This window comes from Streptosporangium subroseum (assembly GCF_900188345.1).
Classification (GTDB): Bacteria; Actinomycetota; Actinomycetes; order Streptosporangiales; family Streptosporangiaceae; genus Streptosporangium; species Streptosporangium subroseum.
Genome location: NZ_FZOD01000005.1, coordinates 268410 through 287428 on the forward strand (window position 1 = coordinate 268410; position 19019 = coordinate 287428).

The window sequence follows — 19019 nt, forward strand, 5'->3', positions numbered from 1 at the left end:
CGGGCGTCGCGCATTTGTCGTATGACCGGCTCCTGACGGACCGGTTTTCCGGCGACCCCCGAGTGACAGGCCACCGGCTCACAGGACCGGTTCCGGCGGTGCCGAAACGGCGCGCTGCCGGGAAACGCGGGTCCCTCCGTTCTCCGGCAGCGCCTCACGCCGACGCCCTATGACGAGCTGAGGCGTTTGAGGGCGTCGCGGACCTTCGCGGGGTCGTTGGTGGGCCAGAAGGGCGGCAGGGAGTCGCGCAGGAAGCTCCCGTAGCGGGCCGTCGCCAGGCGGGGGTCCAGGATCGCGACCACGCCCTTGTCGTGCTGGCTGCGGAGCAGCCGGCCCGCACCCTGGGCGAGAAGCAGGGCGGCGTGGGTGGCGGCGACGGCCATGAAGCCGTTGCCGCCCTTGGCGGCGACGTGGCGCTGGCGGGCGGAGCTCAGCGGGTCGTCCGGGCGGGGGAAGGGGATGCGGTCGATGATGACCAGCCGCAGCGAGGGGCCCGGCACGTCCACGCCCTGCCAGAGGGACAGGGTGCCGAACAGGCAGGTCGGCTCGTCCTCCGCGAACTGCTTGACCAGCAGCATCGTGGAGTCGTCGCCCTGGCAGAGCAGCGGCACGCTCAGGCGGTCCCTCAGGGCCTCGGTGGCGGCCTTGGCCGCGCGCATCGAGGAGAACAGGCCGAGGGTTCGGCCCCCGGCGGCCTCGATCAGCTCGGTGATCTCGTCGAGGTAGGCCTCGGGCAGGCCGTCGCGGCCGGGCTGCGGCAGGTGCTTGGCGACGTAGAGGATGCCGCTGCGGGGATGGTCGAAGGGTGAGCCGACGTCCATGCCGGTCCAGCCGGCCCGCTTTTTCGGCCGAGCCTTGGCTCCGTCCTTCGCCCCGTCTCCGGCTCCGTTCTTCGGCTCGTCCCCGGTCGCGCCGTTCGCGGTGCTCGTCTCGCCTCCGGTCACCCGGGCCTCGTCCCTCGCGCCGTCTCCGGAGCCCAGACCCCACTGGCGGGCCAGGCCGTCGAAGGCGCCGCCCAGAGCGAGCGTGGCCGAGGTGAGGATCACCGTCCGGTCGCCGAAGAGCTTGTCGCGGAGCATGCCCGCCACGGTGAGCGGCGCCACCCGGAGCAGGGGTGGGCGCCGCTCGGTGCCCGCCTCCAGCCAGACCACCTCGGCCCGGTCGATCTCCTCGGCGTGGCCGAAGGCGTCCAGCATCCGCTGCGCGGTGTCGTGGATCTCGTCCAGGGCGGTGAAGGCCGCCTTGCGCAGACCCGCGCCCTCGGGGTCGTCCTTGTCGCCGCCCATCCGAGGGCCGAGGGAGGTGATGCACGTCCACGCCGAGTCGCGGACCAGGGCGAGCGTCATCCCGAGCACCTGGGGCAGCTCGTCGAGGCGCCCGGCGGGCGCGGCGGCGAGCAGGGCCTTGAGATCCTCTCCCGACTCCATGAGCCGGTCGGAGGTGGGCTGGTCGATCAGCCTGCCGACCCGGCGCACGGCCAGCGAGACCATGTTCTCGGACAGCTCGCCGGTCACCACCGAGGTGACCCGATCGACCAGCTCGTGGGCCTCGTCCACCACGACCACGTCGTGCTCGGGCAGGAGAGGGAAGTCCTCCATCGCGTCGATGGCGAGCAGGGCGTGGTTGGTGACGACGACGTCGGCCTCCCCGGCGCGGGCCCGTGCCAGCTCGGCGAAGCACTCCATCCCGCTCGGGCAGCGCGTGGCGCCCAGGCACTCCCTGGCGCTCACCGAGAACTGCCGCCACGCCTGCTCGTTGACACCGGGGACGAGCTCGTCGCGGTCGCCGGTCTCGGTCTCGTTCGCCCAGTCCTGGATGCGCTGGACCATGCGCCCCGTCGCGTTCACCTCGCGGGGGTCGAAGAGCTGATCCTGCTCGTCGTCGGGCCATCCGGCGCTCGCCTTGTAACGGCACAGGTAGTTGCGGCGGCCCTTGAGGATCGCGAACTTGGGCTCGTGCGGCAACTGCGGGGCGAGCGCCTCGGCGAGGCGGGGCAGGTCGCGGTCCACGAGCTGGCGCTGGAGCGCGATGGTGGCGGTGGAGACGACCACGGCTCCCTCGGAGGTCATCGCGTGCCGGATCGAGGGGATCAGGTAGGCCAGGGACTTGCCCGTGCCCGTGCCCGCCTGAACGGCCAGGTGGTCACCCGACTCGATCGAGTGCTGCACCGCCTGGACCATCTTTATCTGTCCGGGGCGCTCGACCCCGCCGACGGCTTCGACGGCGATGCTCAGCAAATCCTCAACTGGGGGAATATCCACCTTTGAGGAGACGTCTTCGGGAGGGGCGATGGAGTCGGTTGGCACGACAGCCAACCGTACCCGCTCGCCCTGACAATCGCGGCTGCTCCGGGGAGTCACTGTGCGGACGCATCGCGGTATTCGCAAACCTGGGGCTCATGTTCCGTGGCAAACTGGCTCGATCACCCGGCTCGCCAATCCCCCAAAGGTCAAGGAAGATCTACCGTTCTGGTGTTGCTGGGGCGGAAGATGGGGGTGGAAAGGTCGGTTCGGTAGAGTTTCCTGAGGTCGAGTGGACGAATAAAGGCTGGCTGAAGCACTATGTCTTCCATGTCGGAAGTTGTCCCGTTGCCGTCGTTCGGCGAGGTGTTCTTTGACGAGCGTGGCCAGGAGCGGGTGCTCCGGGTCACTTGGCACGAAGGCACGCTGGTGCTGAGCCTGTGGCGCGGTGAGATGTGCACCGCGAGTTTCCGCATGCCCATGGACGACGTGGGACGTCTGGTCGACACCCTCGACGAGGGTTTTGTCGAGGCCGGGGGCCAGTATCCCGACGAGGCGGGCGAGCCCGCGCACATGGTCGAGCACCAGGTGCACGGTGAGTTCCCCGCCACCGGGCAGTATGCCCGGCCGCGCTCGGAGGACTACGCCCAGCCGCCGCAGCCGTACGCCGACCCGGTCGGTCACGCCCCGCCGCTCGACGAGCCGCGCCAGGTCGCCACCCTCGGGCCCAACGACGTGCTCGTCGCCCGGGGCACCGCGCCACAGGCCCCGGATCGATCCCAGGACCGGATGGCCGCCTACGGCTCGGGCGACGCGGTGCCGCGCGAGAACATGATCGTGGGCGACGCCCTGCCCTACGGGCAGCCGCAGCCCGCGGGGCCGCTCGGCTCCGGCGAGCCGATGTACCAGATGCCCGGCGACCGCTACCCGACCTCGCAACCGGATCCCTACGGCGCCTCGCAGGGCCACCAGGATCTGTACGGCGTACCCGACCCGTACGGCGCCGCTCCGGACCCGTACGGCACGCCGGGTCAGCAGCCCGACGCGTTCGCCGTCCCGGGGGGCCAGCCGGATCCGTACGGCGTTCCTCTCCAGCAGCCCGTGGACCCGTTCACCGCGCCGGCGGGCCGGCAGCCGGTCGATCCCTTCGCGGCCCACGCCGACCAGTTCCCGGCGTCCGCGCACCAGTCGCACGCCGACCTCTACACGCCCCAGGGACAGCAGCACTCCACCGACCCCTTCGGGTTCGCGGCCCAGCAGCAACAGCAGCAGCCCGCCTATCAGGCCCAGCCCGACGCCTACGGCTACCCCGCCCCGGCCCAGCCCGACCTCTACGCGTTCGGCGCCCAGCAACCCGGCCCGCCGCAGTCCCCGCAGGCCGGTCACCCGGCGGACCTGCGCGACCTGTACGGCGCACCGCCCGCCTACCAGCAACAGAACGTGGACCCGTCCGACCCGCTGGGCCTGCGCGGTCAGCAGCCCGAGCAGTTGGCGCCGCGCCCCTACATCCAGGAGCCGTCGCACGCCACCGGGGAGAGGCTCCGTCCCGAGCAGCGCTATGACGAGCAGCGTTACGACGAGCGGCGTCGTGACGACCAGGGTTACGACGATCGGCGCGACGGGCGGGACGAGCGCCGCGAAGGGCGGCGCCGGGACGAGCGAGACGAGCGCCGCGACTGGTGATCGGGCCGTCAAGGTCCTCCCGCCGCGGGTGAGGCGCCCGGTCCGCGCGTGAAGCGGCAGGACGTCGACGCGGGTGGCGCGGTGTGGCGTCGGGGTCATGCGCGAGGGTGAGGCGGGCAGGCCCCGGCCGGGTGGAGGCGATCACTGCCGCCGCGTCCGGGTGCGTGTGAGGCGGCGACATGATGCGGGTGGTGTGGCGCGCCGAGGCCGCGCGCGTGGGGCGGCATGCCTGCGCCGGCGTGGAGGCGGCCACGTCCGCGGAGTCCTCGCACGGGGCGGCTACGCCCGTCCGATCATTGCGGAGTCCGCGCGCGTAGAGCGGCTCCGCGTGCCTTGCGCGGGCTGATCCCGGTAGGGCCGATCCCATGCGCGTGTATGGAGCGGTTACGCGTACTCTGCCTACGGTAAAACCGCGTTAATGCGCGTATGTGAGCATGGTTCCGCATGCTGATCGTTTTCTGTCGGTAGGGGTGGGATGGACCAGGCGCTGGCGGTACAGATACTGGTGGTGCCGGTCATCGCGATCGCAGTGGCCGCCGTGGCGAGGCGCATGGGGTGGTCGTCCCCGCTGGTGCTGGTGCTGGTCGGGCTGGTGCTGTCGCCGCTGGTTCCCGGTTACCAGCTGGACCCCAACCTGATTCTGCTGGTGTTCCTGCCGCCGCTGCTCTACTCCGCCGCGATCGACAGCTCCTACCTGAGGCTCAAGGCCTTCCGCAGCCCGGTCGCGCTGCTCTCGATCGGTCTGGTGCTGTTCACCACGCTGGTCATCGGGTGGGTCGTCCACCTGCTCATGCCCGAGCTGCCGCTGGCCGCCGCGTTCGCGCTGGGCGCGATCGTGGCGCCGCCGGACGCCGTCGCCGCGGTCGCGGTGGCCCGCAGGCTCGGGCTGCCCCGCAAGGTGGTGACCATCCTGGTGGGGGAGAGCCTGTTCAACGACGCCACCGCGCTCACCCTCTACCGGGTGGCCATCGCGGCGGCGCTGGGCCATGGAGCGGCCACCTGGCAGGCCGTGACCTTCGAGTTCGCCCGTTCGGCGGTGGGCGGCGTGCTGATCGGGGTCGTGCTCGCCTGGATACTCGCCCGCGTGCTGCTGAGCCTGCGCGACGCGCTCGTCGAGAACACCGTCATGCTGCTCACCCCGTTCGCGGTCTACTTCGTGGCCGAGAGCGTGCACGTCTCCGGTGTGATCTCCGTCGTGATCGTCGGTCTCTACATCGGGCACCGCATGCCCCGGGCGGGCTTCGGCACCCGGCTGCTGTCCGACGCGGTCTGGCGAGTCATGGACTTCTTCCTGGAGTCGATCGTCTTCGTGCTGATCGGCCTGCAGATGTGGCCCATCATGAGCGCGCTGGACTGGGACGACCGGTGGAAGCTCACGGGAATGGCGCTGGCGGTCTTCGCCGCCGCGGTGTTCGCCAGGGTCGTCTGGGTCGTGCCCACCAGCTACCTGCCGGGATTTTTGGCCAGGAGGTTCCGGGGGCGCGAGCCGCATCCGGTGGCCTGGCAGAACGTGGCGATCGTGAGCTGGGCGGGCATGCGCGGGGTGGTCTCCCTCGCGGCGGCCTTCGCCATCCCCCTGGACTTCGAGGGCCGGCCCACGATGCTCTTCCTCACCTTCGTGGTGGTGATCGGAACCCTGCTGGTTCAGGGTCTGTCGTTCCCGGCGCTGATCCGCAGGCTGAAGATCTCCAACGATCGAGAGCTCTACACCGACAATCTGGCCGAGGCGGCAGCCCAGCAGGCGGCTGCCTCAGCCGGGCTCGCCCGGCTGGAGGAGCTTGTCGCCGAGGGCGTCGCCGACGTCCACGAGGACATCGTGGAGCAGCTCAGGTCACGGTCCGAACGCCGGACTCTCACGGCCTGGGAGCGGCTCGGCGGCGGCACGGGCCAGGAGGGTGAGGAGACACCCAGCACGATCTACCGGCGGTTGCGCAGGGAGATGCTGGTCGTCGAGCGTGAGGTGTTCGTACGGTTCCGCGACGAGCGACGTATCGAGGACGAGGTGCTCCGCAGGATCATCCACGAGATCGACTTCGAAGAGGCCACCCTGGAGCGGGACTGACGGCCCGTCAGGCCGTCCCGCGAGAAGGACCGGCACCGGCTCCGTGAACGCCTGACGGGAAAGGATCATCCCCCGTCAGACCGTCCCGCGAGGAGAACCGGCCCCGGCAGGAGCCGACCGTCCGACGGTGACATCTGTTCGACGCCCGAGGAGGGGCCCCTCTAGCCGATGACGTTGTCCACGAAGCACCAGCGCCAGTTCTCGCCCGGCTCGAAGGACGCCATGACCGGGTGGCTGGTCTCCTTGTAGTGGGCCGTGGCGTGCTTGCCGGGCGATGAGTCACAACAACCGATGTGCCCGCACGAAAGGCATTTGCGCAGGTGAACCCAGCGCGTACCCATCGCCAGACACTCCTCGCACCCCTGGGGCGTCTTGGCGGGCGGGTCCTGCGCTTCAACGATGTGCTCACAAACACTCATGTTCTCCCCTTACTTAGACATCCAATGATCGTACTTCCAGAGCCGGGTTCCAACTCGGCCGCCTTGCCCATCGATACAGGGTGTCACGGCGAGTTGCCATTCCATCGACGGAGAGTGGCATGGAGTTCACCTCGTGGGAGTCCGATGCTGGAGGTCCGTAATCTTGAGGTCGTCTACGACGGCGTGACGCCGGTGTCGCGCGGGTGTCGGTCTGAAAGCGCCCACCGGTTCGATGGCGGCTCTTCTCGGCGTGAACGGAGCCGGTAGAACAACCTTACTCCGGACCCTCTCCGGCTTGCCGGACGTGCACGACGGCGAGATCACCCGAGGCTCGGTCCGATGTTCGGGGAGCGGCCCATGCAAGGCGCGGGGCCGCATGTTGGGCGGTTCCCGCTCCACGAAACGGCGGGCGGACAATGACCGCCGCGTCAGGCGCCTGTCGCGGCGGCCCGTTGGGTAGGGTCGAGGCATGCGACCCCTCCCGCGACGAATTCCCATCCTCTCCGCCTCGGTTCTGGCCGCTTTGCTCGTCACCACCGGCTGTTCCGAAATCCAGGACGTGAGCCAGGGCATCGACAAGGCTCAGCAGTGCGTTCAGGCCACGGGCATCGTCACCGAGACGGCGGCGAAGGTCGCCGGCCTGGTCAACGACCCCGCCGAAATGGAGAAGGCGCTGAACGACGGCGCCGCCAAGCTCGGCACCCTGGCTGACGAGGCGGCCAACACCACGCTCAAGGAAGCCGCCGAAGGCGTTTCCAAGGACCTTGAGGGACTGAACGCCACGAACGCCAACAACGCCGTCGACGCGGCCCAGAAGGTCGCGACCGACTCGGTGAAGTGGGTCGAGCAGCTGGCCGGCGCCTGCGGCGGCTGAGCCTCCGCTCAATCCCGGGTTCTCTAGGGGGAATGTGGCTGAAATAGCGTCGTTCTCATGAAGACCCTGGAAAACGAGCCTGACCCCCGGTTCACGCTCGCGAACGAACGAACGTTCCTGACCTGGCTGAGCACGTCGCTCGCGCTGAGCGCGGGCGGCGTCGCCATGGCGGCGGTCTCCGCCGACGTCTTCGTGCCCTGGATGCGGACCGTGCTCGCGGTCATCCTCGTGTCGCTGTCCGCCCTGTCGGCCGCGATGGCCTACCCCCGTTGGCGCCTGATCCAGCGCGCCCTGCGCCGCGCTGCCCCGCTCCCGCCTCCGGCCCTCGCGCCCCTGTTCGGCTACGGCGTGGCCGCCGTAGCCGTGCTCGCCCTGGTTCTCATCCTGTTCCGCCGATGAGCTTTCGCGGAGAGGAACCTCCGGACCCGCCGTCGAACCTCAGGGGAGGGGAAGGCCTGCAGAGCGAGCGGACCCGGCTGGCCTGGGTTCGCACCGCCGCGCTGCTGGCCGTCACCGGCCTGGGCGGCGCGGGCCTCGCCCTGCGCACCGGCACACCTGCGATCGCCATAATCCCCTTCGCCCCTGCCGTCTTCTGCGGCGCGCTCCTGCTCACCGGTACCGGCATCCGCTACCGGAACGCCCAGGAGGCCATCCGGAGAGGCCGCCCCCTCGACAACCGGGTGGACGCCCTCATCGCCTGGCTTGGAACCCTCGCCGTCACCCTCGGAGCGCTCAGCCTCGTGCTCACCCGGTAGGCGCGCCGGTCGTCCGGGTCGCCCGTCCATCCGGTCCGCCTGGTCCGCCTGGTCCGCCTGGTCCGCCCGGTCCGTTCGGGGGGTTCGACGGTCGGCGGCGGGTGGCCGGAGAACTGCCAGGCATCGAATGACGTCTCCTGACCCATCAAAAATGGGGCAAGATGGCGCAGCATGTCACGCTTCGATGATCTGCCGGGTTACGCGGCATCGATCGCTCCGCTGATCGATGCCGTTCACCTGGGCGTCCATGTCGCGAGCCGGCCAATCGGCGGGGAACTCGTCAGGCAGTCGGGTCTTCAGACGGAGCTGATGATCGATCTCCGCTACGTGCTCCCCATCCGGCCGCTGACCCCCGAGGGGCTGACCGCCCTCTACCGCTACAACCCCTTCGACCGGGCCGAGATCGAGGCGCAGATCGCCCAGGGCATCCTCGTCGACGACGGCGCGTTGCACGCGACGGACATCTCGCTCGCGTTCATCGCGGCCCTGTACGAGGTGCACGCGACGGTGACCGGCGCGCTGTGGGCGGACCACGCCGACCGGCTGCCCGAGCTCGCGGACCTCGCCGGGCGGCTCCTGGCGGCCGGTGCGGACAGCGGCGGCGCGGCCTTCACCCAGGCCTCGCCGCCCTACGAGCCGGAGGGAACCCCCGCGGGCGTGCTCCTGTTCAACCGGCTGGCCGCGCTGCGCTACCACCGCGCCGACGTTCACGCCGCGGTCTGGGAGGAGGAGGGTTTCACCGCCGCGCAGATCATCGCCCTGACGCCGGGCGCCGTCCGTGACCGGATCGAGGCGGAGACGAACCGCCGCGCGGCCGTGCCGTACGAGACCCTGACCACGAGGGAGAGGCAGACCCTGCTGCTGGGTCTGAGCGCCCTCGACCTGCCGTGACGTACGGAGGTCTGAGCGCCCTCGACCCGCCGTGACGTACGGAGGTTCGAGGGCCCTCGGCCTGCCATGACGACGGAGGTTCGAGCGCCCTCGATCTGCTCTGACGTACGGGAGCCGAGCGTCTTCGGCCTGCCCTGGAGTACGGAAGGTCAGGAGTCGACGCCGAGGGCCACCGTCTCGGCGACCTCCGCGTGGCGTTCGGTCTCCTCGGCGGCGAAGCGCTCGGCGTCGAGCTTCTCGCCGAATGGCCCGATCGCGTGCGCATACAGGCGCTCGCCTTCCGGCAGATCGCGCACCACTATCCCCGGTGCACGATGGTGGTGGTCAGCCGCCGGCTCAAGTCGAACGCGGGGCTGCTGCCGGTGGAGCGGGCGCTCACCACGCTGCGCGGCGCCGGATTCGACGGTGACGACGCGGTGCGCGTCCTGCGCACGTTCATCGCCTACATCGTGGGCTCACTGCTGCGGTAGGTCGGGGTGACCCCGACCTACCGTACCGACCTCGCGGTCAAGGACGTCGATCCCCAGCTGTTCCCCGAGGTAAGCGGGCTCACCTCGGCGCTGAGCGACTGCGACCACCAGGCGGAGTTCGAGTTCGGCCTGGAACTGCTCATAGAGGCGATAACCGTACGGCTGAAAAGGTGACGCCCGGAACCGGCCAGGTCCCGGGCGTCATCAGGGAGCGTTCCCTTCCCCTGGAAGCTCCCCGGCGGTGTCAGTACCAGTTACTGGACTGGAAGTGACCCCATGCGCCGCACGGTGACCCGTAACGGCTTTTGATGTAGCTCAGACCCCAGTGGATCTGTGTGAACGGGTTGTACCGCCAGTCCCCGCCGCTGCCGCCCATCTTCGAGCCCGGCAGCGCCTGCGGGATGCCGTAGGCCCCCGAGGACTGGTTGTAGGCCCGGTGATTCCAGTTGCTCTCCCTGGTCCAGAGGCTGTCCAGACATCGGAACTGGCTGTGTGACCACGCGCGGCGGGAGACGAGGCGATAAGCGATCGCCTTGTTCCTGCCCTTGGCGGTCCTTGTGGCCAGTCTGATCCTGGGTGCGGCCTTGGTGGACCAGGTGCTCTGGTGGACGGCGACGCTGGGCCTCGCCCGGATGGACGAGGTGCCGTCGAGGGCCGTCACGCCGGGGTTCGCCCGGGTGGGCCAGGTGCTTCGACGGATCGCGACCCCGGGCTTCGCCCGGGTGGTCGAGGTGCTCTCGCGGACCACGGCCTTGGGTGCGGCCTTGGTGGACCAGATGCCCTCGTGGACCGTGACCCCAGGCTCGGCCTGGGCGGTCCTGATGTTCTCGCGGATCGTGACCCCAGGTTCGGCCTGGGTGGACCATGCGTCCTCGCGGACCGTCTCCTCCGTTCCTTTTCCGGATGGTTCGACGGTCTCCTCTGCTCGCCCCACCGCCGCCGATCCGACCATGGTCGACGCGGCGATCATGGTCACGACGGTGTTGCGCACAAGGCGGTAGCTGTTCAAGGTGATCCTTGTCCTCTGGCCGCGTGCGGGAGGCACGTGAGGGCACGAGGTGCTCTCACGTGCTTGGCGATCCAGCGCCCGTGGCCCGGGTGAGGAATGCCCGCGTGGTCTCGCCGGCCTGTTTCCGGCATGAGACACCGCGACGATCTCTCTAGGCCGCTTTCTAGTACGCCGAGGGATCGTTGAGAGACGGATGCGACACGCGGAGGAAAGGTGTTTGCCCGATCTTCGTGGTCTAAAGGCGATTCGGCGGGTACCGAATTACGCCAGGCGATTCTCCTCTATGGAGGACCGATTCAAAAATAGCTTCGGCATGGGGTTTCAAATCGGGGCCGGCTGTGCGACGGAAAACGAGCTCGCACCCCACCTGGCTATCCGCGGCGCTCCCCGGGGTGGTTCGGGCCCGCTGGGCCGCCGTCCGCCCGGGCCCCGAGAGGAGGGCGATGCGACGTACGGACGGCTCTCCGGCGGCCACGCCGACCTCACCCGTCGTTTTTTATGTCAAGGAAGGGCTCGCAGGTGGCAAAAGGGCTGGTGAATGGTTTGACATCTCATATATCGCATCGATCATGTCCCACCCCCCGGGGCGCCGACTCTCCAATGCGACGCGAGGATTAGGCTGCGGAGCATGAGTCTCCGTGATACCCCTCTTCGTACTCTCACCGGCGTGTCCACCACCCTGGCCGAGTTGGCCGGCGACAGGTCCGTCCTGATTGTCAACGTGGCATCCAGATGTGGCCTTACCCCCCAGTACGCCGGACTGGTCGGCCTCCAGCAGGCCTATGGCGAGCGGGGCTTCACCGTCGTCGGCGTCCCCTGCAACCAGTTCGCCGGTCAGGAGCCGGGCACCGCCGAGGAGATCCAGGAGTTCTGCTCCGTCACCTACGGCGTGGACTTTCCTCTGCTCGCCAAGACCGATGTCAACGGGGAGGACCGCCACCCGCTCTACGCCGAGCTCACCTCTACTCCCGATGTCGAAGGGGAGGCCGGAGACGTCAAATGGAACTTCGAGAAGTTCCTGGTCTCGCGCGAGGGAGAGGTGCTGGCCCGGTTCAGGCCGGGCACCCAGCCCGACGACCCCGCGGTCGTCGAGGCGATCGAGAAGTCTCTCTGACCGATCGGTTCAACCGCTCTTGTTCGGCGTTCTCCTGGGCGCGCAGCTGCCCCTGACGATCAGCTCGGTGGGCAGCAGCACGCCGCGCGGGCGCCGGCCACCCTCGCGCAGCACCAGTTCGGCCGCGCGGTAGCCGATGTCCTGGGCGGGCTGGGCGATCACGGTCAGCGGCGGAGCGCACAGCTCGGCCCAGGGCACGTCGTCAAACATGATCAGTGACAGGTCCCTGGGCACCCGCAGGTCCAGCTCCCTGGCGGCCAGCACGGCCGCCTCGCCCAGCAGGTTGCCCCCGGCGAGCACGGCGGTCAGGTCGGGCCGGTGCTGGAAGAGCCCGGCGGCGGCGGCGTAGGCGGAGTCACGGCTGCCCCGCGCGACGACGATGAGCTCCTCGTCCACGAGGCCGCCCAGCGCCTGGCGGAAGACCGACAGGCGCTGCTCCTGCCCGGGGCCGCCCAGATAGGCGATGCGGCGGTGTCCCAGCCCCGTCAGGTAGTCCACCGCGGTCCGTACGCCGGCGCGGTCGTCGGCCAGCACCGCGGGCACGTCGCCATGCCCCGTCGAGAGCCGGTGGGCGAAGACCATGGTGAGCCCGGCCCGCAGGGTCGGCGCCCAGATCTCTCCGTCGCCGGAGGGAACCGCGATCACACGGTCCACGCCCTGTTCCATCAGCATGCCGATCAGCTCGGCCTCGCGCTCCGGGTCGTCGCCGGTCGTGCCCAGGATCACCGGCTCGCCCGCCGAACGGGCACAGGCCAGCACGCCGTCGGCCAGGCGGCCGTAGAAGGTGTCGGTGATGTCGGGCAGCAGCAGCCCGATCCCGCCCGATCTCTGCTGGCGCAGGTTACGGCCGAGCGCGCTGGGCCGGTAGTCGAGCTGGGCCGCCACGTTCAGCACCCGCTCCCTGGTCTCGGGGCTCGCCGAGCCGCCGGACAGGACTCGTGACACCGTGGCGACCCCGACCCCGGCTGCTCCCGCGACGTCTTTGATGGTCGTACGACGCATACTCATGGAAACGATTCCATCATGATTTCCGTGAGCAATCCAGTGCGGAGAGGTAACAGAAGTGCTTCTGACAAGCCAAAATCGACCTACCTCTTGACACTGATGTCCGTTTCCGGTGAGATGCATGAAAACGTATCCACACCGGGTAAACACGGGGTTGGCCCGAAGCGCTAAGGACTTTCATGGCTTCCATCGTTCTCAGCAAAGTCGACAAGATCTATGCAGGCGGCGTAAAAGCCGTGAACGCTCTCGACCTTGAGATCAAGGACGGGGAGTTCATGGTTCTGGTGGGGCCGTCGGGCTGCGGCAAGTCCACCGCCCTGCGCATGATCGCCGGTCTCGAGGACATCAGCGGCGGCGAGATCTTCATCGGTGACAAGATGGTCAACCATCTGCCCCCGAAGGACCGTGACATCGCCATGGTCTTCCAGAACTACGCGCTCTACCCGCACATGACCGTCGAGGAGAACCTCGCCTTCGGTCTGAAGCTCCGTAAGATGCCCAAGGCGGACATCGCCAAGCGCGTCGGCGAGGCCGCCAAGATGCTCGGCCTCGAGCAGTACCTCAAGCGCAAGCCCGCCGCACTCTCCGGTGGTCAGCGTCAGCGTGTCGCGATGGGCCGCGCGATCGTGCGTGAGCCCCAGGCCTTCCTCATGGACGAGCCGCTGTCGAACCTGGACGCCAAGCTCCGCGTCTCCATGCGCGCCTCCCTCAACACCCTGCACGAGCGCCTGGGCGTGACGACCGTCTACGTCACCCACGACCAGGTCGAGGCCATGACCCTCGGCAACCGCGTCTGCGTCCTGCGCGACGGTCTCCTCCAGCAGGTCGACACCCCGCAGAACCTGTTCGACAAGCCGGTCAACCTGTTCGTCGCCGGCTTCATGGGCTCCCCCTCGATGAACTTCGTCACCGCCGAGCTGGTGCGCGGTGACGGTGGCGCCTACGTCGCCTTCGCCGACCTTCGCCTGCCGGTGCCGGAGTCGACCTTCGCCGAGAAGCCCGGCCTCGACCAGTACTTCGGCAAGAAGATCATCCTGGGCATCCGTCCCTCCGACTTCGAGGACTCGACCGCGGCCAACGGCTCCGCCGGCGGCTGGACGCACCTGCAGGTCCGCGCCGAGGTCACCGAGGAGCTGGGCTCCGAGATCAACGTGCTGTTCCTGATCGACGCCCCGCCCGTCGTGCACCAGGACACGGTCGCCGCGGCCGACGCCGGTGACGACGAGGAGGCGACCCTCCCGCTCGTCGGCGACAAGTCGCTGTGGACCGCCCGCGTCAACTCGCGCAGCCACGTCCGCCCCGGCCAGACCATCGAGCTGGTCGTGGACACCCACAACCTGCACTTCTTCGACCCGGTCTCGGGCCTGGCGATCGGCCACGAGGCCAACGTCTGAGCCTGAGTGACCCCGCGGGCCGCGAGGCCCGCCCGTGACCAACCTCGTAAGCCGAAAAGGCCCGCGCCACGACCCCCTCCCGTGGCGCGGGCCCTTTCGTCTTCCCAGCTGCCCGCGCCGAGGCCGGGCCGCGACTACCGGCGGACGAAACGGCGGGAGACCTCGGCGGCCAGCCGGTGGGGGACCAGCGTGCCGATTCTGGTGATGACCTTGTAGCGCAGGTCGGGGACGCTCACCCATACGCCGCGGGCCAGATCGCGCATGGCCTCGCCGACCACCTTGTCCGCCGACAGCCAGAGGAACCCGGGGAGGCCCGACATGTCGATCGAGGCGCGGTCGTGGAACTCGGTGCGCACGAATCCCGGGCACAGCGCCATCACCCGCACGCGGCTGCCGGCCAGCTCCGCGGCCATGGACTCGCTGAAGCTGACCACCCACGCCTTGGACGCGCTGTAGGTGCCCTGGGGGAAGAACGCCGCCACCGACGCCACATTGATCACCGCGCCGCGGCCGCGCTTTCTCATTCCGGGTAGCGCGGCCAGCGTCAGTCGCAGGACCGCCTCGCAGTGGACCTTGAGCATCCGCCGCTCCTCGTCCACGGACACCTCGGAGGAGGCGTCGCCATGGCCGAAACCCGCGTTGTTGACGAGCAGGTCGACTCCCCGGCGGAGCCGTTCCTCGACCGCCTCCAGGCCCTCGTCGGCCGACAGGTCGGCCGGGAGCACCTCGGAGCTCACCCCGTAGCGCAGGCGAAGCTCCTCGGCGACGGCGGACAGGCGCTCGCCGTCGCGGGCGACGAGGACGAGGGAGAAGCCGTCGGCGGCCAGGTGGCGGGCGAAGGCGGCGCCGATGCCGGCGGTCGCTCCCGTGATCAGTGCGGTTGGCATGCACGCAGTCTAAGATCGCGCCATCGGATCCCCCAACCTCCACGGTCCCCGCGATTCACGATGGGCTCGGCGGAGCACGGGCCCGGACCATCGCGGAACCTTTGCCGCCAGGCCTGGGTAGAAGGCAGTCAGTCAGGTAGTCGCCGATTATTGAAGGATGAGAACCATGACGATCTCCTACCGGACCGGATTGGGCCTCGCCCTCTTGAGTGCGGCGCTGGTGGCCTGCTCCTCCGGCACGCCCACCGAGGCCGCCTCCCCGCCCGCCGTCACATCCGCGGCGACGCCCGCAGCCACGCCCGCCGACACGGCCTCGGGAGGCTCGGCAGGGGAGACCGCCCCGCGGGTCAGGTTCACCGAGTTCGCCCGGTTGGAGAAGCCGGTGGCGATGGCCGTGCGCAAGGGGGACCGCACGCTCTACATCGTGGAGCAGACGGGACGGCTGCGCGCCGTGACGGACGGCAAGGTCGCCCAGGAGCCCGTCGTGGACCTCTCGGCGGAGGTGAGCGGGGGCAACGAGCAGGGGCTGCTCGGCGTGGCCTTCCATCCGGGGGGCGATTTCCTCTACCTGGACTGGACCGACCGCGACGGGCACACCCACGTGACGGAATGGGCCTTCAAGGATGGAAAGGCCACCGGGCGCAGGGACGTGCTCACGCAGGAGCAGCCGTACGCCAACCACAACGGAGGTCAGCTCGCCTTCGGTCCCGACGGTTACCTCTACATCGCCTTCGGTGACGGCGGCAGCGGGGGAGACCCGCAGGGCAACGGCCAGAACCTGAACACCTGGCTCGGCAAGATCCTCAGGATCGATCCGCGCGGCACTCCGTACAAGGTTCCCGGCGACAACCCGTTCGTCGCGACGAACGGCGCCAAGCCCGAGATATGGGCGTACGGCCTGCGCAACCCCTGGCGGTTCACCTTCGACTCCGAGACGGGGAACATGTGGATCGGCGACGTCGGCCAGAACGCCTGGGAGGAGGTCGACGTCCAGCCACGGGGCAAGGGCGGGCAGAACTACGGCTGGAACATCAAGGAGGCCACCCACCGGTTCCGGGACGGAGACGCCACGGGCGATCTGGTCGACCCCGTCATCGAATACCCCCTGCACGAGGGCGGGAACTGCTCGGTGATCGCCGGATACGTCTACCGCGGCAAGAAGATCACCGGGTTGGAGGGGCGTTTCCTCTACGGCGACTTCTGCGCGGGATGGATCAGGTCCGCTCCCGCGGGGGAGCCGGAGCGGGCCGAGAACCTGGGCGAGGTGAAGCAGCTGTCGTCCTTCGGCCAGGATCACGACGGCGAGCTGTACGCGCTCAGCCTGGACGGACCCGTCTACCGGATCGAGGTCGCTCCGTGACCTCACCGATCTCCGGCCGGGGCGTTGTCGTCCTCCGAATGTCAATGTTCGGAGAACAACCACTGATTGTTCGGTAAGAGGTGTGCGCCGGTCGGGTTGCCATTTTCCGGTGGTGAATATAACGGGTTCCGGGGACATGCCGCTTGTGTTCCAAGCGTCTGGTTTCTATGACCTGAATCATTGCCACAGGGGGTCCGGAATGGCCGGAAAATACACAATATCTGTTCTTTTTGCAGTGGTGGCCGGGAGCGGACTGACGCTCGGATCCACCGGAATGGCGATCGCCGCAACCAGCATGCCGGCGCCGATGGCCGCCGTGCACGCGCAGCCCTATCCACCCGACTTCGGAGCCCTCGCCGATGCGGCCATGGCCGACGCCGCGAGTGTGGACGACAGGTCCGAGGCTCTCCTCCGGGAGGCCGAGAACTGTGAGGGCGGCCCCGCCGAGGCGGCGAGGATAACCGCGGCGGCCGAGGCGCTCGAGGCCGAGGCCAGGAACATCGGGATCAGGTCCGACGCCATCGCCGACGCCGCCGATGCGGCAGGCGATTCCGAGGCCGAGGACATGGCCAGGGACGCGGAGAGGATGGCCGTCGGGGCTGATGCGGATGCCCAGCGGGCTCAGGAGATCGCCCGCCGCGGATGTGAGGGGGGCGGCGAGGTGAACAACACGAACAACAACAACAACGTCGATCCCGAAGCCGTCTATGAGGACTTCGGTGACGAGGACCGCCACCACAGGCGCGGTTTCCGCAACTGCGGGGATGACTGCTGCGAGGGGGGCTGTGGCGAACGGGTCGGCAGGGGCAGGGAGCTGCCGTTCACGGGAGCGCCCGTGACGACCGTGGCCGCGCTCGGCGGTGGCCTGCTGGCCATGGGAACCGTCGGCGTGCTGGTTCCGGTACGTCGCCGCCGATCCACCAGTGTCAAGTAGGAGACGACGTCGCATAGTCGTAGTGGGCCTGCTGGCTTCCGCGGTCTTGATACTGGCGGGAGGCTGGTCGGCCCATCTCGGCATGCGCGTGCGCGATCATCTGGAGGCCGCCGGGGCCGCACTGGTCCAGGTGCGCGCGGCGGCGAGCACGGGCGACCCGCGCCCGATGGCCACGGCGCTGGCCGAGGCCCGGCGGCACGCGGACGAGGCACGACGGCTCACCGAGGGCCCTGACTGGTGGACGATCGCCCACACTCCGGTCGTGGGAGACGCCGCGACGACCGTGCGAGGACTGGCCGAGAGCGCCGCGGATCTGACCGGCGTGCTGGCCGACGTCCGGCCCCTCGCCGCGGCCTTCACCACGATGGGAAAGAGATCCCCGGGCAACCTGCGGCAGCCGCTGACCGACCTCGACGCGGCGTCGCCGACCCTGAAATCCGCCGCCGCCCGCCTCGCCAGGATCGGCTCCGGCCTGGAGGCCACCCCGGCGGAGACCGGCCTGAAGCAGCTGGACCAGGCACGCGGTACGGCGCTGCACGAGGTCGACCGGCTGCACGGCTGGCTCGACGCCGCCGCGACCGCCGCCACCCTGCTGCCGCCGATGCTCGGCCTCGACGGCCCCCGTCGTTACTTCCTCGCGTTCCAGACCAACGCCGAAGCACGAGGCACCGGAGGCCTGGTCGGTGCGTTCGGCATCCTGAAGGCCGACCGGGGCAAGGTCGACATCGGGCACCTCTCCGCCAACAACGGCCTCGCCGGGAGTTCCGTTCCCGGTGCCGACCACGGCCCGGACTACCGCGCGCGTTACGGACCGTGGTCGACCAAGTTGCTCTCCATCTCCAACCTCTCCCCGCACTTCCCGTACGCCGCGGCCACCTGGACGGGACTGTGGGAGCAGCAGGCCCGCGGCCACCTGGACGGCGCCCTCGCCACCGACCCGGTGGGCCTGTCCTACCTGCTGCAGCTGATCGGACCGGTCACCCTGCCCGGTGGGGAGAAGGTGACCTCTTCGAACGTCGTCGACCTCACCGAGCGGACGGCCTACGCCCGCTTCGCCGACCCCATGGCGCGCAAGCGGTTCCTCATCACGATCGCCGGCGCCGTCAGCGAGGCGCTGCCCGCGTCCCTCACCCAGCCCGCCAGACTGCTGCCCGTGCTGACCCGCATGGTGAGCGAGCGGCGGATCCAGATCTGGAGCAGCCACGAGGCGGAGCAGCGACGCCTGTCGCGGACCCCGGTCAGCGGCGTGCTGCCGTTGCGCTCGGGACCGTTCGCGGGCCTGGTGGTCAACAACTCCGCCGGCGGCAAGCTCGACTACTACCTGGAACGCTCCCTCGACTACAAACTGGGGCCCTGCCGGGACGGGCTGCGCCCCTCGACCGTGCGGGTCCGCCTCACCAACGACGTCCCGCGAGGGGCGTTGCCCAGCTATGTCACCAGCCGGCTCGACTCCCCGACGCGCCGTCACGCCCCGGGGTCCAACCTGCTGTGGGTGTCGCTGTACGGCGGGCTCGGGGCGAAGATGACCGGGGCCCGGCTCGACGGCGACCCGGTGTCGCTCATCAAGGCGACCGAACGGTCCCACCCCGTCTACTCGACCATCCTGGAGTTCGCTCCCGGGCAGTCCAGGACCCTGGAGCTCGACTTCACGGAGTTCGCCTCCGACGAGCCGCCACTGGTTCCGGAGCAGCCGCTGGTCCGCTCCCAGCGCACCAGCGTCACCCAGGATCGGCAGGGATGCCCTCTCTGATCACCCTCCCGGAGGCCCCGGCGGCCGGCTCGGCGGGTGGTCCCGTGGGTGGATCTGTGGGCGGCATACGTCTCGGCCCTCGCCGTGGAACGCGGCGAGGGCCTTCCGCACGCCGTACCGCCGGTATCGGCAGAAAAGCGCAAAGTCCGGCGTGCCACGGGCGGCGGCCCCA

At 69.5% G+C, this 19019-nt stretch carries 20 protein-coding genes; 14 read left to right on the top strand and 6 right to left on the bottom strand.

Annotated features, from left to right (window positions below; genetic code table 11):
* Positions 1-167: 167 nt before the first annotated feature.
* Positions 168-2306, bottom strand: a complete 2139-nt coding sequence (locus CHC08_RS07760; RefSeq protein WP_089206486.1) for an ATP-dependent DNA helicase — start codon at positions 2304-2306, stop codon at positions 168-170.
* A gap of 264 nt (positions 2307-2570) precedes the next feature.
* Between CHC08_RS07760 and CHC08_RS07765 the strand changes: the two genes are divergently transcribed.
* Both CHC08_RS07765 and CHC08_RS07770 read left to right on the top strand, forming a co-directional pair.
* Positions 2571-3923: a hypothetical protein gene (locus tag CHC08_RS07765; protein WP_143653137.1), complete on the top strand. Its 1353-nt coding sequence runs from the start codon at positions 2571-2573 to the stop codon at positions 3921-3923.
* A 475-nt stretch (positions 3924-4398) separates the two neighbouring features.
* Positions 4399-5985: a Na+/H+ antiporter gene (locus tag CHC08_RS07770; RefSeq protein ID WP_089206488.1), complete on the top strand. Its 1587-nt coding sequence runs from the start codon at positions 4399-4401 to the stop codon at positions 5983-5985.
* Positions 5986-6146: 161 nt separating this feature from the next.
* Here the strand turns inward: CHC08_RS07770 and CHC08_RS07775 are convergent, their stop codons facing one another.
* Positions 6147-6404 (bottom strand): ubiquitin carboxyl-terminal hydrolase 14, encoded by a 258-nt coding sequence (locus CHC08_RS07775; RefSeq protein ID WP_089206489.1) that lies wholly within the window; start codon positions 6402-6404, stop codon positions 6147-6149.
* A gap of 232 nt (positions 6405-6636) precedes the next feature.
* On the opposite strand from CHC08_RS07775, the gene CHC08_RS07780 reads away from it, so the two are divergent.
* From CHC08_RS07780 to CHC08_RS07800, 5 genes are all read left to right on the top strand, one after another.
* Positions 6637-6864, top strand: a complete 228-nt coding sequence (locus CHC08_RS07780) for an ATP-binding cassette domain-containing protein (RefSeq protein WP_218825154.1) — start codon at positions 6637-6639, stop codon at positions 6862-6864.
* A 9-nt stretch (positions 6865-6873) separates the two neighbouring features.
* Positions 6874-7278 (top strand): hypothetical protein, encoded by a 405-nt coding sequence (locus CHC08_RS07785; RefSeq protein WP_089206490.1) that lies wholly within the window; start codon positions 6874-6876, stop codon positions 7276-7278.
* A gap of 57 nt (positions 7279-7335) precedes the next feature.
* Positions 7336-7677 carry a YidH family protein gene (locus CHC08_RS07790; RefSeq protein WP_089206491.1) on the top strand — a complete coding sequence of 114 codons (342 nt, stop codon included), beginning with the start codon at positions 7336-7338 and terminating at the stop codon, positions 7675-7677.
* Positions 7674-8033, top strand: a complete 360-nt coding sequence (locus CHC08_RS07795) for a DUF202 domain-containing protein (protein WP_089206492.1) — start codon at positions 7674-7676, stop codon at positions 8031-8033. Before CHC08_RS07790 ends, CHC08_RS07795 begins: the two co-directional genes overlap by 4 nt.
* Before the next feature lie 171 nt (positions 8034-8204).
* Positions 8205-8924, top strand: a complete 720-nt coding sequence (locus CHC08_RS07800; protein WP_089206493.1) for a hypothetical protein — start codon at positions 8205-8207, stop codon at positions 8922-8924.
* A 149-nt stretch (positions 8925-9073) separates the two neighbouring features.
* On the opposite strand, the gene CHC08_RS51330 is transcribed toward CHC08_RS07800, so the two are convergent.
* A complete protein-coding gene (locus tag CHC08_RS51330; RefSeq protein ID WP_245878205.1) occupies positions 9074-9220 on the bottom strand; it encodes a hypothetical protein in 147 nt (48 codons plus the stop codon).
* Here CHC08_RS51330 and CHC08_RS51335 point away from each other — a divergent pair.
* Complete coding sequence (locus CHC08_RS51335; protein WP_245878204.1) at positions 9182-9394, top strand: TetR/AcrR family transcriptional regulator C-terminal domain-containing protein; 213 nt, start codon at positions 9182-9184, stop codon at positions 9392-9394. The genes CHC08_RS51330 and CHC08_RS51335 overlap by 39 nt on opposite strands.
* A gap of 6 nt (positions 9395-9400) precedes the next feature.
* Positions 9401-9568 carry a hypothetical protein gene (locus CHC08_RS51340; protein ID WP_245878193.1) on the top strand — a complete coding sequence of 56 codons (168 nt, stop codon included), beginning with the start codon at positions 9401-9403 and terminating at the stop codon, positions 9566-9568.
* A 70-nt stretch (positions 9569-9638) separates the two neighbouring features.
* On the opposite strand, the gene CHC08_RS51345 is transcribed toward CHC08_RS51340, so the two are convergent.
* On the bottom strand, positions 9639-10403 hold the full coding sequence (locus CHC08_RS51345) for an aggregation-promoting factor C-terminal-like domain-containing protein (RefSeq protein ID WP_245878194.1): 765 nt from the start codon (positions 10401-10403) through the stop codon (positions 9639-9641).
* A 628-nt stretch (positions 10404-11031) separates the two neighbouring features.
* Between CHC08_RS51345 and CHC08_RS07815 the strand changes: the two genes are divergently transcribed.
* Complete coding sequence (locus tag CHC08_RS07815) at positions 11032-11517, top strand: glutathione peroxidase (protein WP_089206494.1); 486 nt, start codon at positions 11032-11034, stop codon at positions 11515-11517.
* 9 nt (positions 11518-11526) lie between these two features.
* Here CHC08_RS07815 and CHC08_RS07820 read toward each other — a convergent pair whose 3' ends face one another.
* Positions 11527-12525, bottom strand: coding sequence for a LacI family DNA-binding transcriptional regulator (locus CHC08_RS07820; RefSeq protein WP_089206495.1), 999 nt, complete (start codon positions 12523-12525; stop codon positions 11527-11529).
* Positions 12526-12701: 176 nt separating this feature from the next.
* Here CHC08_RS07820 and CHC08_RS07825 point away from each other — a divergent pair, with 176 nt between their 5' ends.
* Complete coding sequence (locus tag CHC08_RS07825) at positions 12702-13916, top strand: ABC transporter ATP-binding protein (protein ID WP_089206496.1); 1215 nt, start codon at positions 12702-12704, stop codon at positions 13914-13916.
* 134 nt (positions 13917-14050) lie between these two features.
* Here CHC08_RS07825 and CHC08_RS07830 read toward each other — a convergent pair whose 3' ends face one another.
* Positions 14051-14803 carry an SDR family NAD(P)-dependent oxidoreductase gene (locus tag CHC08_RS07830; RefSeq protein WP_089206497.1) on the bottom strand — a complete coding sequence of 251 codons (753 nt, stop codon included), beginning with the start codon at positions 14801-14803 and terminating at the stop codon, positions 14051-14053.
* Between the two features lie 166 nt (positions 14804-14969).
* On the opposite strand from CHC08_RS07830, the gene CHC08_RS07835 reads away from it, so the two are divergent.
* The 3 genes from CHC08_RS07835 to CHC08_RS07845 all read left to right on the top strand — a co-directional run bounded on the left by CHC08_RS07835 (position 14970) and on the right by CHC08_RS07845 (position 18847).
* A complete protein-coding gene (locus CHC08_RS07835; RefSeq protein WP_089206498.1) occupies positions 14970-16163 on the top strand; it encodes a PQQ-dependent sugar dehydrogenase in 1194 nt (397 codons plus the stop codon).
* Positions 16164-16437: 274 nt separating this feature from the next.
* Complete coding sequence (locus CHC08_RS07840; protein WP_143653138.1) at positions 16438-17097, top strand: hypothetical protein; 660 nt, start codon at positions 16438-16440, stop codon at positions 17095-17097.
* Positions 17098-17119: 22 nt separating this feature from the next.
* Complete coding sequence (locus tag CHC08_RS07845) at positions 17120-18847, top strand: DUF4012 domain-containing protein (RefSeq protein ID WP_089206500.1); 1728 nt, start codon at positions 17120-17122, stop codon at positions 18845-18847.
* Positions 18848-19019 lie beyond the last annotated feature (172 nt).

Coding starts and splice junctions, on each gene's coding strand:
- CHC08_RS07790 (WP_089206491.1), top strand. CDS start 7,336: ATGAAGACCCTGGAAAACGAGCCTGACCCCCGGTTCACGCTCGCGAAC.
- CHC08_RS07840 (WP_143653138.1), top strand. CDS start 16,438: ATGGCGATCGCCGCAACCAGCATGCCGGCGCCGATGGCCGCCGTGCAC.
- CHC08_RS07825 (WP_089206496.1), top strand. CDS start 12,702: ATGGCTTCCATCGTTCTCAGCAAAGTCGACAAGATCTATGCAGGCGGC.
- CHC08_RS07815 (WP_089206494.1), top strand. CDS start 11,032: ATGAGTCTCCGTGATACCCCTCTTCGTACTCTCACCGGCGTGTCCACC.
- CHC08_RS07785 (WP_089206490.1), top strand. CDS start 6,874: ATGCGACCCCTCCCGCGACGAATTCCCATCCTCTCCGCCTCGGTTCTG.
- CHC08_RS07830 (WP_089206497.1), bottom strand. CDS start 14,803: ATGCCAACCGCACTGATCACGGGAGCGACCGCCGGCATCGGCGCCGCC.
- CHC08_RS07835 (WP_089206498.1), top strand. CDS start 14,970: ATGACGATCTCCTACCGGACCGGATTGGGCCTCGCCCTCTTGAGTGCG.
- CHC08_RS07770 (WP_089206488.1), top strand. CDS start 4,399: ATGGACCAGGCGCTGGCGGTACAGATACTGGTGGTGCCGGTCATCGCG.
- CHC08_RS07765 (WP_143653137.1), top strand. CDS start 2,571: ATGTCGGAAGTTGTCCCGTTGCCGTCGTTCGGCGAGGTGTTCTTTGAC.
- CHC08_RS07775 (WP_089206489.1), bottom strand. CDS start 6,404: ATGAGTGTTTGTGAGCACATCGTTGAAGCGCAGGACCCGCCCGCCAAG.
- CHC08_RS07800 (WP_089206493.1), top strand. CDS start 8,205: ATGTCACGCTTCGATGATCTGCCGGGTTACGCGGCATCGATCGCTCCG.
- CHC08_RS07795 (WP_089206492.1), top strand. CDS start 7,674: ATGAGCTTTCGCGGAGAGGAACCTCCGGACCCGCCGTCGAACCTCAGG.
- CHC08_RS07780 (WP_218825154.1), top strand. CDS start 6,637: ATGGCGGCTCTTCTCGGCGTGAACGGAGCCGGTAGAACAACCTTACTC.
- CHC08_RS07820 (WP_089206495.1), bottom strand. CDS start 12,525: ATGAGTATGCGTCGTACGACCATCAAAGACGTCGCGGGAGCAGCCGGG.